We start from the raw sequence: 13,938 nt of genomic DNA on the forward strand, positions 1-13,938 counted from the left end.
GGCGCGGACGCCCGGCGGCGGCCGGACGACCGGTAACGTGGCGCCGTGACCACGACCCCACAGCCCACGGCGAAGCGCGTTCCGGCCGAGCGGACCCACCACGGTGACACCGTCGTCGACGAGTACGCCTGGCTCGCCACCAAGGACGACCCGGAGACGATCGCCTACCTGGAGGCCGAGAACGCCCACACCGAGGCGCGCACCGCGCACCTGGCCGGGCTGCGGGCCGAGCTGTTCGAGGAGACCCGCCGGCGCACCCAGGAGACCGACCTGTCGGTGCCCACCCGCAAGGACGGCCACTGGTACTACACCCGCACGGTCGAGGGGCAGCAGTACGGCGTGCACTGCCGGCGCGCCGTCCGCCCGGGCGAGACCACGCCCCCGGTCAGCGCGGACGGTGCCCCGCTCGACGGCGAGGAGGTGCTGCTCGACGGCAACCAGCTCGCCGAGGGGCACGACTTCTTCTCGCTCGGCGCGTTCGACGTCAGCCCGGACGGGCGCTGGCTGGCCTACTCCACCGACTTCTCCGGCGACGAGCGGTTCACCCTGCGGATCAAGGACCTGGCCACCGGCGAGCTGCGGCCCGACGAGGTGCCCGGCACGTTCTACGGCACCGCGTGGTCCAGCGACGCCTCCACGCTCTTCTACGTCACGGTCGACGACGCGTGGCGGCCGAACCGGGTGTGGCGACACACCGTGGGCACCCCGTCGAGCGAGGACGTGGTGGTGCACCAGGAGGACGACGAGCGGTTCTGGGTCGGCGTCGAGCTGACCCGCTCCGAGCGCTTCGTGGTCGTCGACATCCACAGCAAGATCACCAGCGAGGTCCGGGTGATCCCGGCGGCCAACCCGACCGGCGAGCCGGCGATCGTCGCCCCGCGCCGGCAGGGCGTGGAATACGCGGTCGAGCACCACGGCCACCGCTTCCTGATCCTGCACAACGACGGCGCCGAGGACTTCGCGCTGGCGTACACCTCGGCGGACGCGCCGGGCGACTGGACGCCGCTGATCCCGCACACCCCGGGCACCCGGCTGGAGGCGGTCGACGCCTTCGAGAACCACCTGGTGGTCTCGCTGCGCGGCAACGGGCTGACCGGGCTGCGGGTGCTGCCGGTCGGCAGCGACGACAGCTGGGACATCGACTTCCCGGAGCCGATCTACAGCGTCGGGCTGGACGCCAACCCGGAGTACCGCACCGGCACGGTCCGGTTGCGCTACACCTCGCTGGTCACGCCGGACTCGGTCTACGACTACGACCTCACCACCCGTGAACTGACACTGCTGCGGCAGAAGCCGGTGCGGCCCGGCCCGGACGGGCGGGCGTACGACCCGGCCGACTACGAGCAGCACCGGGACTGGGCGCTGGCCGACGACGGGACCCGGGTGCCGATCTCGCTGGTCTGCCGCCGGGACACCCCGCGCGACGGCTCCGCCCCCGCGGTCATCTACGGCTACGGGTCGTACGAGGCCAGCATGGACCCGTGGTTCTCGATCGCCCGGCTGAGCCTGCTCGACCGCGGCGTCATCTTCGCGGTCGCGCACATCCGCGGCGGCGGCGAGCTGGGCCGGCGCTGGTACGACGAGGGCAAGCTGCTGGCCAAGAAGAACACGTTCACCGACTTCGTGGCGTGCGCCCGGCACCTGGTCAAGGCCGGCTGGACGGCGAGCGACCGGCTGGTCGCCCGGGGCGCCTCGGCCGGCGGCCTGCTGATGGGCGCGGTGGCCAACCTCGCGCCGGACGCGTTCGCCGGGATCGTCGCGCAGGTGCCGTTCGTGGACGCGCTCACCTCCATCCTCGACCCGTCGCTGCCGCTGACGGTCACCGAGTGGGAGGAGTGGGGCAACCCGCTGGACGACCCCGAGGTCTACGCGTACATGAAGTCGTACACCCCGTACGAGAACGTGACCGCCGCCGACTACCCGGCGATCCTGGCGGTGACCAGCCTCAACGACACCCGGGTGCTCTACCACGAGCCGGCCAAGTGGATCGCCCGGCTGCGCGCGCTCGCCCCGCAGGGCGACTACCTGCTCAAGACCGAGATGGGCGCCGGTCACGGCGGGCCCAGCGGCCGGTACGACGCCTGGCGCGAGGAGGCGTTCGTCAACGCCTGGACGCTGGACCGCCTCGGCCGCGCCTGACCCCGGAGGTAAGGAGGGGCCCCTTGTTGACATCCGTCTGTGAGAAGGGGTCCCTTCTCTACCGGAGGCGTTAAGAGGGGGCCCTCCTTACACCCTGAGCGCGGCGGACAGCACCGCCGCTTCGGCGTTGCCGCCGGTCACCACCGCGACCGTCCGCCCGCCGGGCAGCTCCCCACGGTGGAACAGCCGGGCGGCGGTGGCGACCGCGCCGCTCGGCTCGGCCACCAGCCGCGCGTCCCGCAGCAGCCGGCCGGCGGCCGACATGATCTCGTCCTCGGCCACCGTGACGATGCCGTCGAGCCGTTCCCGCAGGTGCGCCAGCGTCAGCGCGGACAGGTTGGTGCGCAGCCCGTCGGCGCAGGTCCGGTAGGTGCGTTCGACGTCCCAGACCACCACCTCGCCGGCGGCGAGCGACTCCTGGGCGTCGGCGGCCAGCGCCGGCTCCACGCCGATCACGGCGGCCGACGGGCGCAGCGCCTTGACCGCCGTGGCGACGCCCGAGCCGAGCCCGCCGCCGCCCACCGGCACCAGGACCACGTCCACGTCCGGCAGGTCGGCGACGATCTCCAGCCCGATGGTGCCCTGCCCGGCGATCACCGCCGGATGGTCGAACGGCGGCACCAACGCCGCGCCGGTCTCCGCCACGATCCGCTCCGCCTCGGCGAGGCGGCGGGCCGGCGGCACGAGTCGCACGTCCGCGCCGAGCGCCCGCATCCGGTCCACCTTGACCGCGGGCGCGCCGTCGGGCACCACCACGGTGCAGGGCACCCCGAAGGCACGGGCCGCGTACGCCAGCGCCTGGCCGTGGTTGCCGGAGGAGTGGGTGACCACCCCCCGGGACCGGGTGGCCGGGTCGAGCCGGGCCACCGCGTGGGTGGCGCCGCGCAGCTTGAACGACCCCACCGGTTGCAGGCTCTCCGGCTTGAGCCACAGCTCGTCGTCCCAGGCGGTGGGCAGCAGCGGGGTCCGCAGGACGGTGCCCGCCACGTCGTCGGCGGCGGCCCGGACGTCGGCGATCGAGATCAGCTCCATCGCACCATCCTGCCTCGCGCCTAGACTGCCGGCGTGAGCGACGAGGAGCAGCCGGCGGCGCGGCGCGGACCGACCTGGCTGATCCTCGTGGTGGTCGCCGCCGCGCTGGTGGTCTGCTGCTGCTCGACAGTGGTCGGCCTGGCCGTCGCCGGTTCCGCCGGGCTGCTGGGCCGCTGACCGGCCGGCTCAGGAGGCGCGCAGCTCCTCCACCGAGGTCGCGGTGCGCAGGAGGAGCAGGCCGGCCAGGACCGTGACCAGCACCGCCGCCAGCGCACCCCCCGCGAACCAGGCCAGCTGCTCCCACGGTACGTCCGGCGTGACGGTCACCTTCGGCACCCATTCGGTAGGCGGCTCGCCGTTCGCGCCGCACCCCGGCTGGCCGGGATCGCAGATCGCCTGCTCGTAGCCGCCGCCGCTGGGTGCGGGCATCAGGCCGGCGATCAGGAGGTAGCCGACGGCCAGCGCGAGCCCGATCGCCGGCACGGCCGGGGCCAGCGCCGCCCAGAGCAGTGATCGACCGAGGACGGCCCGGGGCACCCCGGTCGCCACCTGCGCCGCGTACGCCCGTCGCCGGCTGGTGATGCCCTCGACCACGGCCACCAGCAGCCCGCCGCCGGCGATCACCACCGCCACCACGACCGCCAGGTCGACCAGGTCCATCGCGCCGAGATAGAAGTCCGGGTCGGACAGGCCACCGCCGGTGCGGCGGGTCAGCTCGGCCTCGGCCTGGAAGTCGGCCCGCAGCCCCGCGGCCCCGGCTCCGAAGATCAGCGCGGCCAGAAGCGCGGCGAACGTACGGCTGCCGGCCCACGGGTCGGCGGTGAGCCGGCGCGCGGCGAGCAGCGCGGCCGGGCCGCGCCCGTGGCGGTGCAGCACCCGCCCGGTGGTGTACGAGATCCAGCCGGTGCCGGACACCACCCCGATCATGGCGGTCAGCCCACCGGCCATCAGCATCAGCGGCACCAGCGCGTCGGGCATCACCACGTCGCGCCGCTCGTACCAGAGGCCGATCGGCCGGATCGTGGCGAAGAGGGCCAGCGCGGCGAGGATGAGCACCCCCGGCCACGGCCAGGGCGCCCGGGTGCGGACCCGGCGCACGACGCCGAACGGGGTGGTGGTGACCCGGCGCAGCAGCAGCGCGCTGACCAGCGCGGCGATCAACGGCAGGCCGATCACGACGGCGGCCACGGCGGCCGGGGCCGGACGCACGTCGGTGGGCAGGGGCAGCCGGCCGGCGGCGTCGGGCCGGTGCAGCAGCCGGCGGCCGACCTCGAAGACGGCCAGGCCGGTGACGGTGCCGAGCAGGCTCGCCACCCCGGTCTCGGCGACCGCGAGCCGGGTGACCTGACCCGGGGTGGCCCCGGCCAGCCGGAGCGCGGCCAGCCGCCGGTCGCGCCCCGGCGCGCCGAGGCGGGCGCACTGCCCGGCCAGCCCGAGCACCGGCACGCAGAGCAGCAGCAACGCGAACGCCACGCCGGGGCGCAGGCCGGGCTCGCGCAGCAGCGCGTTGGTGTACTGCTCGGACTGCGTCCACTCGTCACCCGGCGGCTTCGCCACCGCCAGCACGGTCAGCGCGGCCAGCCCGGCCAGCGTCGCCAGCGCGGCGCTCAGCGCGGTCAGCGCCACCCGCGCCCCGTCGGTGCGGGTGCCGGCCAGTGCCAGCCGCAGCAGCGTGCCGGGCGTCACCGTGACCCGCCCGGCAGCGCCGGGTCGAGGCCCAGCCCGGTGTGGTCGACCATGCCGTCGCGCAGGCTCACCTCCCGGTCGGCGTACGCGGCGATCCGCGGCTCGTGGGTGATCAGCACGACCGTGGTGCGCTGTTCCCGGGCCAACCGGACCAGCTGGGTGAGCACCTGCTCACCGGCGAGCGTGTCGAGCGCGCCGGTGGGCTCGTCGGCGAAGAGCACCCGGGGCTCGGTGACCAGCGCCCGGGACAACGCGCAGCGCTGCTGCTGCCCGCCGGACATCTCGCCCGGCCGGACGTCGGCGACCTCGGCCACCCCGAGCCGCTCCAGCCAGGTGAGTGCCGCCGTCCGTGCCGCTCGCCGCCCCGTGCCGGCGAGGAGCAACGGAAGGGCGACGTTCTCCGCCGCGGTCAGCTCGGCGACGAGCTGGCCGAACTGGAACAGCACCCCGAACTCGGTGCGGCGCAGCCGGGAGCGGGCCGCCTCCGACCAGGTGTCGATCCGTTCGCCGCGCCAGGTGACCTGGCCCGCGTCGGGGCGCAGGATGCCGGCGAGGCAGTGCAGCAGTGTCGACTTGCCGCACCCGCTGGGGCCGGTGACGGCGAGGATCTCCCCCTCGGCCACGTCGAGCGTCACGCCGCGCAGCGCCGGTGTCGGGCCGTACGCCCGAACCACGCCGCGCGCCTCCAGGAACGTCACGAGTGCACCTCCCGGTGCCAGTCGGCGACCCGGTCGAGGGTGGTGTGCAGCCACCGCAGATCCGCGTCGAGGTGGGCGATGGCGAAGTCGGCGGCGACCACCTCGTCGAGGTGGGCACCGGGGGCGGTCTTGACCGCGGTCAGCTCCCGCAGCCGTGCGGTGTGCGCCCGGCGCTGGGCGATCAGGTAGGCGCGGGCCTGGTCGGCGTCGGCCACCAGCAGCGCGACCACCACCTTGGCGAAGAGCGTGCTGGCCACGTACGGCATCGGTGGCTCGACGGTGGCGAGCCACGCGTCGAGCGCGGCCCGCCCGTCGTCGGTCAGCGTGTAGGCGGTGCGGTCCGGCCCGCCGTCGCGGGTGGGGCCGGCCGGGGCGACCAGGCCGTCCCGGTGCAGCCGGGCCAGCGTCGCGTAGACCTGCCCGAAGGCGAGCGGCCGGGCTCGGGGCAGCCGCTCGTCGTGGGCGCGCTTCAGCTCGTAGCCGTGACGCGGCCCGCCGGCGAGCAGCCCGAGCAGGACGTGCTGGGTGGACACGGCCCCACTATTCGCTGAGCGAATAGCAGTGTCAAGAGCGGGTCCAGGCCGGGTCACGGCCGGTCCGGCCGAGCAGCGCGTCCAGCGAGGTGGGGTCGGCGTCGGTCGGCACCGGCGCGCCGAACGCGCCCATCCGCTGACCGGTGTCGCCCATCCGGTCCATGAACTCGTGCCCGGCCGCCACCACCGACGGGTCCACCACCAGTTCCTGGCCGGTGGCACGGGCCAGGTCCCAGCCGTGCACGGTGAGGTCGATCAGGGCCATCAGCCCGACCGTCTCCTGGGGCAACCCCATGCCGGGCGAGACGCCCTCCAGCGCGTCCGGGTCGGACCACGCCTCGACCAGCCGTTCCGTCTCGGTGGCGAACCGGTCCCGCCAGCCATCGGTCAGGTGGTCGACCCCACCCGACCAGTCGACCTCCTCCCGCCGGGCCATCGCCTGGAAGTTGACCGCCACCTCGTACAGGTGGTTGAGCAGATCGCGCACCGAGTAGTCGGGGCACGGGGTGGGCCGGTCGAACTGGTCGTCGGCGATGCCGCGTACCACCGCCGCCGCGCCGGGCGCGGCGACGGCCAGCAGTTCACTAGTCTTCGTGCTCATCGGGCCAGCGTATGAGGGCGGTCTTGAAGAAATGCGACACGAACCGCGGGGGGACAGCCGGGGGATCCTCGATCCCGGCCGGCTGCTGCGGCGGGTCCGGTTCCGCCGCCGGCTGCCCGCCCCGGCGTTACGCCCGTGGGTGGAGCACTACTGGTTGGTCGACTGGGACCTGACCGAACCGTTCGACCAGCAGGTCGTGCCGCATCCGTCGGTCAACGTGGTGTTCCGGGCACAGGACGGCGCGACGGAGCACGGCGAGATCGCCGGCGTCGACACCGGCCTGTTCACGGTCTCGCTGCACGGCACCGGGCGGGTCACCGGCGTCCAGTTCCGCCCCGGCGGCTTCCGCCCGTTCTGGCGTCGCCCGGTGGCCGAGCTGACCGGCCGCCGCGTCCCGCTCGCCGCCGAGCCGGTCTGCCCGGGCGACGACGACGAGCGGTGCCGCCGGCTGGACGACCTGCTGACCGGCTGGGCGCCCGCACCGGACCCCGCCACCACCGAGGCCGTCGCGTTGGTCGACGAGATCCGCGTGGACCGGAGCGTGCTGCGGGTGGCCGACCTCGCCGGGCGGCACGCCGTCTCCACCCGCCGGCTCCAACGGCTCTTCCTGGACCACGTCGGCGTCGGTCCGAAGTGGGTGATCCGGCGGTACCGGCTCCAGGAGGCGATCGAGCAGGCCGCCGCCGGGCCGCTGGACTGGTCGCGGGTCGCCGCCGATCTGGGGTACGCCGACCAGGCGCACCTGGTCCGCGAGTTCACCGCCGCCGCCGGCGTCCCGCCCGCCGCGTACGCCCGCTCGCTGGCCGTCTCCGGCGGCGCCTGAGCCGCCGGACGGGCCGGCCGGCACGACGGGCGCCGGGTCCGGCCGGCTGCGGGAGCGGGTCATGCGACGCGGTCACTAGCGGTAACGACGAGAGGTGTGGACGAGATCGGTCCGCGCCGCCTTTGCTCTGCAGCCACGGGCGCAGCACGCACTCACGGTGACAATGGCGACGCGACCGTCGCCGCGACCGCACACCCATCAGGACTGGTCACGACGGTGCTGCGTCGATGGCTGCAGAGCAAAGGCACCAACGGGTCGTGCCGCCACCCGCGCCGGCCGGGCACGAAGAGTGACAACACAGATGACTGCGGAGAGTGGTCGTCAGCGACGACGGACGGCGACCACGGCGACGTCGTCGTGGATCTCCGGCGGCGCCAGCTCGATCAGCAGCCGCTGGCAGAACTGGTCGAGATCGTCGTCCACCCGGGCGGCCACCACGCCGAGCGCCGCCATGCCCTCGTCGATGGTGGCGTCCCGCCGCTCGATCAGCCCATCCGTGTAGAGCACCAGCGTGGCCCCGGCCGGCAACACGAACTCCAGGTCCGGCGGGCGCGGTGCGCGCACCCCGAGCAGCGGCGCGGACTGGGTCACGAACTCGACCCGCCCGTCCCGGCTCAGCAGCGCCGGCAGGTGCCCGGCGCTGGCCAGCCGGATCAGCCCGCTGCCCGGGTGCAGCAGCAACACGCAGATGGTGGCCAGCTCGGTCGGCAGCAGCGTACGCATCAGCTCGTTGACCCGGTCCAGGATCACGCCCGGCTGGTGCCCCTCGACCGCGTACGCCCGCACCGCGTGCCGCAGCTCGGCCATCACCGTGGCGGCGTGCAGCGAGTGCCCGGCCACGTCCCCGATCGCCACCAGCAGGTGCCCGTCGAGCATCACCAGCTCGTAGAAGTCCCCACCCACCTCGGTCTGCGCGCTCGCCGGCTCGTAGCGGACGGCCAGGTCCAGGCCGGTCACCTCGGGCAGCCGCCGGGGCAGCAGGCTGCGCTGGAGCGTCACCGCGATCCGGTGCTCCTCGTCGAAGGAACGCTGCGCCTCCACCGCCGACGCGACGGCCTGGGCGAGCTGCACCAGCACCGGCGTACGCACGGTCTGGGTCGACGTGGGCACCACCACGTAGAGGGGGGCGCGGTCCTCCCGCAGCCGGGAGGCGGCCACGGTGACCGTGTCACCGGCCGGCCAGTCGGTCAACGGCCAGTTGGCCGCCTGGTCCACCCACACCCGGGTGCCGATCGGCACGCCGGTGTCGTCCACCACCCACGGCACGATCCGGGCCGGCGTGTGCGGGTCGGCGGCCACCCCGGCCAGGCAGTCCCCGTCGAACGTCTCGGCGACCACCGCCGCCGGCGAACGGAAGATCCGCGCGGCGCCGGACGCGGCGGCCTCCAGCAGCCGGACGAAGTTCGGCGACGCGTGCATCTCCACCGTGGCGTCGGCCAGCGCGGCCAGTCGCTCGGCGAGCTGCTCGGCCCGCCGCCGGGCCTGGTAGTAGCGCAGCACCGCGTGCGCGGTGGCGACCAGTTCCTCCGGCTCGATCGGCTCGGTCAGGTAGGCGTCCGCGCCTCGGGTGAGCCCCTGCGCCCGGTCCACCACGTCCACCGCGTGCGCCGAGACGTGGATGACCGGGGTGGAGGGGTACGTCTCCTTGATCCGCTCGCACACCTCGAAGCCGCTCATGTCCGGCAGTCGGACGTCGAGCACCACCAGGTCGACCGGTTCCCGCGCCACCCGTTCCAGCGCCGCCGTGCCGTTCTCCGCCTCCACGGTCGTGAACCCGGCCCGGTTGAGCCAGTTCACCAGCAGGTATCGCTTCGGGCCGCTGTCGTCGACCACCAGCACCGTCGCCGGCCCGCCCTCCACCGTCACACTCCGCCCACGGGCAGGACCACGGTGAACGTGCTGCCCCGGCCGGCTTCGCTGGTCAACTCCAGCGTCCCACCGAGCAGGGTGACGAGCCGCCGCGCGTACGGCAGGCCGAGGCCGGTGCCGCCGACCCGGGTCGTGCCGGGCACCTGGTAGAACTCCTCGAAGATCCGTTCGTGCAGCTCGGGCGGGATGCCGACGCCGGTGTCGGTGACCGAGAGGAGCCACGCCTCGCCGCGGCGCTCGGCGCGCAACCGCACCTCGCCCCGCTCGGTGAACTTCAGGCCGTTGTGCAGCAGGTTGCGCAGCACCTGGGCGAGCAGCACCTCGTCGGAACGCACCGCGGCCGGGGCGGGCGGCTCCTCGACCACCAGTTCCACCTCGGGCCGGGTGGCCAGCGCCCGCAGCGTGCCGCGGAGCTGCCCGAAGACCGCGCGCAGGTCGACCTCGGACCAGTCCGGCTCGATCCGGCCCGACTCCGCCTTCGCCAGGTCGAGCAGCTCGTTGACCAGGGCCAGCAGGTCGCCGGCGGAGGACCGGATCAGCCCCACCTGGCGGGCCTGTTCGCCGGTGAGCGGATCGGAGGCGGAATCGGCCAGCAGCCGCCCCAGCCCGATGATCGCGGTGACCGGGGCGCGCAGCTCGTGGCTGACATTGGCCAGGAACCGGCTCTTCGACTCGCTGGCGGCCCGCAACTGGGCCGACTTCTCGTCCAGCTCGGCGTAGAGCGCCACCACGCCGCGGTTGGTCTCCTCCAGCTCCTCGGTGAGCTGGTTGTAGAGCGCCATCACGCCCCGGTTGGTCTCCGCCAGCTCGGAGTTGAGCACCGCCAGTTCGTCCCGTTGGCTGCGTACCTCGTCGAGCGCGGCGATGAGCTGGACATTCTGTGCGGCCAACTCGTCCAGCGCGGAGCCCGGAGCGCGCTCGGCCAGCTCGTCGCGGAGCTTGGCGGCGCGTTCCGGCGTCAGCTCCTCGGCGTGGTCCGGTATTCGTCGGGACATCCTCACGACGGTATCGCCCTCGACCGTGATCACCTGCAACGAGTCCACCAGACGCGCGACCGCGCCGGACTGCGGCTCGTACCGGCCGCCGGGGAGCGGACGGACCGGGGACAGGTCCACGTGGAGGCGGGCCCGGCCGGAGGTGGCGTCCCGGTCGACGGCGAACGTGACGTCCGCGCCGTCCACCCCGCGCAACAGCTCCCGGGCCACCTCGCTGAGCGCGGTGGCGATCCGGACCTGGTCCTGGTGCTCCAGCCCGACGGCCGCCGCGACCTCCCGGCCGCGCTGGCGGACCAGGAAGATGTCCTGCTCGACCCGGAGCGCCAGGTGCAGGAGCGGCTCGGTCATGGGGCCACCTGGGCGACCAGGACACACGCGTCGTCCCGGCGGATCCCGGCGTCGCGCAGCAGCGTCGCGGCGGCCAGCAGCGGCGGACGGCCGGCCAGCCCGGGATAGTCGTCCAGGTCCCACCGGTCCACCACGCCGTCGCTGTGCATCACCAGCGTCGCGCCGGGCGGGAACGGGTAGTCGTACCCCCGGATGGCCGGGCGTTGGTGCCCGGCGATGCCCGGCAGCGAGACCAGGCCGCGCCGCCGCTCGCCGGTGGCCACGATCATGGCGGCGATGTTGCCCAGGCCCGCGAAGTGGAGTTGCCCGGTCGCCGGGTCCGGCTCGGCCACCGCGAGCGCCGCGCCGCGGGTGTGCGAGATGGCGGCGTGCAGGTGCCGCACCACGACGTCCGGCGGGCCGGCCGGCGCGGAGCGGAACGCGGCGACCGCGGCACCGGTGGCGGCGGCGGCCAGCGGGCCGTGCCCGAGCCCGTCGCAGACCAGCACCTGCCGGCGCCCGTCGGCCATCCGCACGGCGTAGCCGTCGCCGCTGTCCTGCTCGCCGGTGATCGGCCGGGCCAGCCCACCGGCCCAGTCCGGCGCCGGCGGCGGCCCGTCCCAGACCTGGACGGTCAGGACCGTGCCCCGACCGGGCATCGAGAAGCCGTCGAACCGGCTCGCCTGCCTGGTGATCGCGCCGAGGCCGATGCCGAGGGTGCCGGAGGTGGAGTGCCCGTCGGCCGAGGAGAGCGTCAGGTCGGCCATGCCGGGGCCGGAGTCGATGGCCACCAGCTCCACCCCGGCCCGCCCGTCGCGGCGCGCCGGACGCAGCAGCAGGGCGCCCTCGCGGGCGTGCTTGACCAGGTTGCTGGTGATCTCGGCGGTGACGATGGCCAGGTCCGCGACGCGCGGCGCGCTCAGTTCGAGCTGCCGCCCGAGCCGCTCGGCCACCCGGCGTACGCCGCCGGCGGTCGCACCGTTGTCGACCCGGAACCACACGCCGTGGTCGGGGACCACGTCGGCGATCATCGCGACCACTTGGTGATGGTGATCGCCGTACCCTCGCCCACGGCGGTCTTGATGTCGAAGTCGTCGACGAGCCGGCGGGCGCCGCTGAGCCCGAGACCAAGGCCGCCGCCGGTGGTGTAGCCGTCGGTGAGGGCCAGGTCGAGGTCGGGGATGCCCGGCCCCTGGTCGGCGAAGACGATACGGACGCCGCGGCGACGGCCGTCGGCGACGGTGGTCACCTCGGCGCTGCCCCCACCGCCGTAGATCAGCGTGTTGCGGGCCAGTTCGCTGGCGGCGGTGACCAGCTTGGTCTGGTCGACCAGGGAGAGCCGGACCGCGACGGCGGTGGTCCGCACCAGCTGCCGGACCCGGACCACGTCCTCGTCGCTACGGATCGCCTGCGTCGCGGGCGTCCCCAGGTCGAGGCCGGTGGTCATGGCGTCGCCGTCGGGTCGGCGTCCTCGTCGTCGTCGAACGCCACGCCCCCGTCGTCGCCGCGGGTCGCCGCGATCAGCTCCATGCCCCGTTCGACGTTCAGCGCGGTGCGGATGCCGTTGAGCGAGAGGCCCAGCTCGACCAGGGTGATGGCGACGGCCGGACGCATCCCGACCACCACCGTCTCGGCGTCCAGCACCTTGGAGATGGACGCGATGGTGGAGAGCATCCGGCCGACGAAGGAGTCGACGATGTCCAGCGCCGTGATGTCGATGATCACGCCGTGGCATCCGGTGGCGACGATCCGCTCGGCCAGGTCCTCCTGGAGCTGGATCGCCGTCTGGTCGGACATGTCGACCTGGATGGAGACCAGCAGGATGTCGCCGATCTTGAGGATCGGCACCCGCTCCATCACGCCTCCCGGCGGGCGCGGCGGGAGGTTGTCTCGACCCCGGTCTGGCGCAGCACGTGGCGCAGCGCGTCGGCCAGGCTCGCCTTGGTGGCGATGTCACCGAACTCGATGCCGAGGGCGACGATCGTCTGGGCGATCTGCGGTCGGATGCCGGAGATGATGCAGTCGGCGCCCATCAGCCGGGCGGCCACCACGGTCTTGAGGATGTGCTGGGCGACCTGGGTGTCCACCGCCGGCACGCCGGTGATGTCGATGATCGCGTAGGGCGAGCCGGTGTCGACGAGCGTCTGGAGCAGCCGCTCCATCACCACCTGGGCGCGGGCCGAGTCGAGCGTGCCGACCAGCGGGACGGCGACCACGCCCTCCCAGAGCTTGACCACCGGCGTGGAGAGCTCCAGTAGCTGCTCCGCCTGATCGGCGATCAGGCTTTCCCGGGCGCGGACGAACGTCTCGAAGGTGAAGAGCCCCATCTGGTCGACCAGCGCGGAGAAGGCGACGAAGTCGCGCAGCGTGGTCTCGCCCTGCTCCTCCTCCATCAGCTCCAGCAGGGCGTCCTTGATCGCGAAGACGCTGATCGCGGTCTCGGTGGCGCTGAAACCCTGCCGGGCGCGGGTGGTGGAGAGCTCCGCGAGCACCGCCCGCAGCTCACCGCCGTGCTCGTCGGCCAGGTCGCCGAGACCCTGCCGCCCGACGTCGACCAGGGCGCGGTGCAGCTCCTGCACCTGGCGGGCCAGTTCGGCCCGGCTGAGCCGGCCGCGCAGCGAAGCGGCGACGATCTCGATCCAGCGGTTGGACAACCGGTCCGCGTGCCGACTCAGCAGATCGGCGAGCCGACCGCCCTGTTCCGCGCTCAATGCCACGTTGACCTCCCAGATCTGGACGGGCGGACTCTATCACCGGGGTCCGTCGCACTAGTTGCCACGGGACAAAGAAATGATCGACAGCACCTGTGCCGGCTCCCGTTCTGCGCGGCGCGGTCATCGTGGGATACCGTTCCACCGAACACAGGAGGTCGACGAATGTCCCTGACGGTGCACACGGAACAGCGCGGCGACGTGGTCGTGGTGTCGGTCGCGGGCGAGCTGGACATGGCCACCGCACCGCAGCTCCAGGACCAGATCACGGACTTGCTGGACAAGGGGCGCAGCCGCCTCGTGTTCGACCTGGCCGAGGTGTCGTTCTGCGACTCGACCGGGCTGTCGGTGTTCGTCCGCGCCAAGAACAGCTGCGACGAGGCCGGCGGCGTGGTCCGGCTGGCCGCCCCGCAACGCGGAGTGCTGCGCATCCTCGAGGTCAGTGGCCTCGTCGAGGTGCTGCACACCTATCCGACGGTGGACGAGGCCGTCGCGGGCGAGCCCACTCCGGCCTCCTCCTGACC

15 protein-coding genes are annotated in these 13,938 nt (G+C 73.9%); 4 read left to right on the top strand and 11 right to left on the bottom strand.

Features of this window, described 5'->3' with window-relative positions:
• Positions 1 to 45: 45 nt before the first annotated feature.
• Positions 46 to 2,139, top strand: coding sequence for a S9 family peptidase (locus O7598_RS28310; RefSeq protein ID WP_269694256.1), 2,094 nt, complete (start codon positions 46 to 48; stop codon positions 2,137 to 2,139).
• Positions 2,140 to 2,226: 87 nt separating this feature from the next.
• On the opposite strand, the gene O7598_RS28315 is transcribed toward O7598_RS28310, so the two are convergent.
• Positions 2,227 to 3,171, bottom strand: coding sequence for a threonine ammonia-lyase (locus O7598_RS28315; RefSeq protein ID WP_269694257.1), 945 nt, complete (start codon positions 3,169 to 3,171; stop codon positions 2,227 to 2,229).
• Between the two features lie 33 nt (positions 3,172 to 3,204).
• On the opposite strand from O7598_RS28315, the gene O7598_RS28320 reads away from it, so the two are divergent.
• Positions 3,205 to 3,348, top strand: a complete 144-nt coding sequence (locus tag O7598_RS28320; protein WP_269694258.1) for a hypothetical protein — start codon at positions 3,205 to 3,207, stop codon at positions 3,346 to 3,348.
• 9 nt (positions 3,349 to 3,357) lie between these two features.
• Here O7598_RS28320 and O7598_RS28325 read toward each other — a convergent pair whose 3' ends face one another.
• Genes O7598_RS28325 through O7598_RS28340 form a run of 4 tightly spaced genes read right to left on the bottom strand, consistent with a single transcriptional unit; the run spans position 3,358 to position 6,689 of the window.
• Complete coding sequence (locus O7598_RS28325) at positions 3,358 to 4,857, bottom strand: FtsX-like permease family protein (protein WP_269694259.1); 1,500 nt, start codon at positions 4,855 to 4,857, stop codon at positions 3,358 to 3,360.
• Positions 4,854 to 5,555: an ABC transporter ATP-binding protein gene (locus O7598_RS28330; protein WP_091062972.1), complete on the bottom strand. Its 702-nt coding sequence runs from the start codon at positions 5,553 to 5,555 to the stop codon at positions 4,854 to 4,856. The genes O7598_RS28325 and O7598_RS28330 overlap by 4 nt, the downstream gene beginning before the upstream one ends.
• A complete protein-coding gene (locus O7598_RS28335) occupies positions 5,552 to 6,088 on the bottom strand; it encodes a PadR family transcriptional regulator (RefSeq protein WP_091062974.1) in 537 nt (178 codons plus the stop codon). The genes O7598_RS28330 and O7598_RS28335 overlap by 4 nt, the downstream gene beginning before the upstream one ends.
• A 31-nt stretch (positions 6,089 to 6,119) precedes the next feature.
• Positions 6,120 to 6,689: a TIGR03086 family metal-binding protein gene (locus tag O7598_RS28340; protein ID WP_269694260.1), complete on the bottom strand. Its 570-nt coding sequence runs from the start codon at positions 6,687 to 6,689 to the stop codon at positions 6,120 to 6,122.
• Positions 6,690 to 6,720: 31 nt separating this feature from the next.
• Here O7598_RS28340 and O7598_RS28345 point away from each other — a divergent pair, with 31 nt between their 5' ends.
• Entirely contained in the window at positions 6,721 to 7,512 is a 792-nt protein-coding gene (locus O7598_RS28345; protein WP_269694261.1) for a helix-turn-helix domain-containing protein, read from the top strand.
• A 321-nt stretch (positions 7,513 to 7,833) separates the two neighbouring features.
• On the opposite strand, the gene O7598_RS28350 is transcribed toward O7598_RS28345, so the two are convergent.
• The 6 genes from O7598_RS28350 to O7598_RS28375 are packed head-to-tail and all read right to left on the bottom strand — an operon-like array spanning position 7,834 to position 13,420.
• Entirely contained in the window at positions 7,834 to 9,372 is a 1,539-nt protein-coding gene (locus O7598_RS28350) for a SpoIIE family protein phosphatase (protein WP_269694262.1), read from the bottom strand.
• Between the two features lie 2 nt (positions 9,373 to 9,374).
• On the bottom strand, positions 9,375 to 10,724 hold the full coding sequence (locus O7598_RS28355) for a sensor histidine kinase (protein WP_269694263.1): 1,350 nt from the start codon (positions 10,722 to 10,724) through the stop codon (positions 9,375 to 9,377).
• Positions 10,721 to 11,734 (bottom strand): SpoIIE family protein phosphatase, encoded by a 1,014-nt coding sequence (locus O7598_RS28360; RefSeq protein ID WP_269695009.1) that lies wholly within the window; start codon positions 11,732 to 11,734, stop codon positions 10,721 to 10,723. Before O7598_RS28360 ends, O7598_RS28355 begins: the two co-directional genes overlap by 4 nt.
• Positions 11,731 to 12,150: an ATP-binding protein gene (locus tag O7598_RS28365; protein WP_091062982.1), complete on the bottom strand. Its 420-nt coding sequence runs from the start codon at positions 12,148 to 12,150 to the stop codon at positions 11,731 to 11,733. Before O7598_RS28365 ends, O7598_RS28360 begins: the two co-directional genes overlap by 4 nt.
• Entirely contained in the window at positions 12,147 to 12,560 is a 414-nt protein-coding gene (locus O7598_RS28370; RefSeq protein WP_269694264.1) for an STAS domain-containing protein, read from the bottom strand. The genes O7598_RS28365 and O7598_RS28370 overlap by 4 nt, the downstream gene beginning before the upstream one ends.
• On the bottom strand, positions 12,560 to 13,420 hold the full coding sequence (locus O7598_RS28375; protein ID WP_269694265.1) for an STAS domain-containing protein: 861 nt from the start codon (positions 13,418 to 13,420) through the stop codon (positions 12,560 to 12,562). The genes O7598_RS28370 and O7598_RS28375 overlap by 1 nt, the downstream gene beginning before the upstream one ends.
• 159 nt (positions 13,421 to 13,579) lie before the next feature.
• Between O7598_RS28375 and O7598_RS28380 the strand changes: the two genes are divergently transcribed.
• Entirely contained in the window at positions 13,580 to 13,936 is a 357-nt protein-coding gene (locus O7598_RS28380; RefSeq protein WP_053652127.1) for an STAS domain-containing protein, read from the top strand.
• Positions 13,937 to 13,938 lie beyond the last annotated feature (2 nt).

It is taken from the genome of Micromonospora sp. WMMC241, assembly GCF_027460165.1.
GTDB lineage: Bacteria > Actinomycetota > Actinomycetes > Mycobacteriales > Micromonosporaceae > Micromonospora > Micromonospora humi.

What these genes read in the sequence shown, in the direction of transcription:
- O7598_RS28315 (WP_269694257.1), bottom strand. Translation starts at nt 3,171, where the DNA reads ATGGAGCTGATCTCGATCGCCGACGTCCGGGCCGCCGCCGACGACGTG.
- O7598_RS28340 (WP_269694260.1), bottom strand. Translation starts at nt 6,689, where the DNA reads ATGAGCACGAAGACTAGTGAACTGCTGGCCGTCGCCGCGCCCGGCGCG.
- O7598_RS28345 (WP_269694261.1), top strand. Translation starts at nt 6,721, where the DNA reads ATGCGACACGAACCGCGGGGGGACAGCCGGGGGATCCTCGATCCCGGC.
- O7598_RS28355 (WP_269694263.1), bottom strand. Translation starts at nt 10,724, where the DNA reads ATGACCGAGCCGCTCCTGCACCTGGCGCTCCGGGTCGAGCAGGACATC.
- O7598_RS28360 (WP_269695009.1), bottom strand. Translation starts at nt 11,734, where the DNA reads ATGATCGCCGACGTGGTCCCCGACCACGGCGTGTGGTTCCGGGTCGAC.
- O7598_RS28365 (WP_091062982.1), bottom strand. Translation starts at nt 12,150, where the DNA reads ATGACCACCGGCCTCGACCTGGGGACGCCCGCGACGCAGGCGATCCGT.
- O7598_RS28370 (WP_269694264.1), bottom strand. Translation starts at nt 12,560, where the DNA reads ATGGAGCGGGTGCCGATCCTCAAGATCGGCGACATCCTGCTGGTCTCC.
- O7598_RS28380 (WP_053652127.1), top strand. Translation starts at nt 13,580, where the DNA reads ATGTCCCTGACGGTGCACACGGAACAGCGCGGCGACGTGGTCGTGGTG.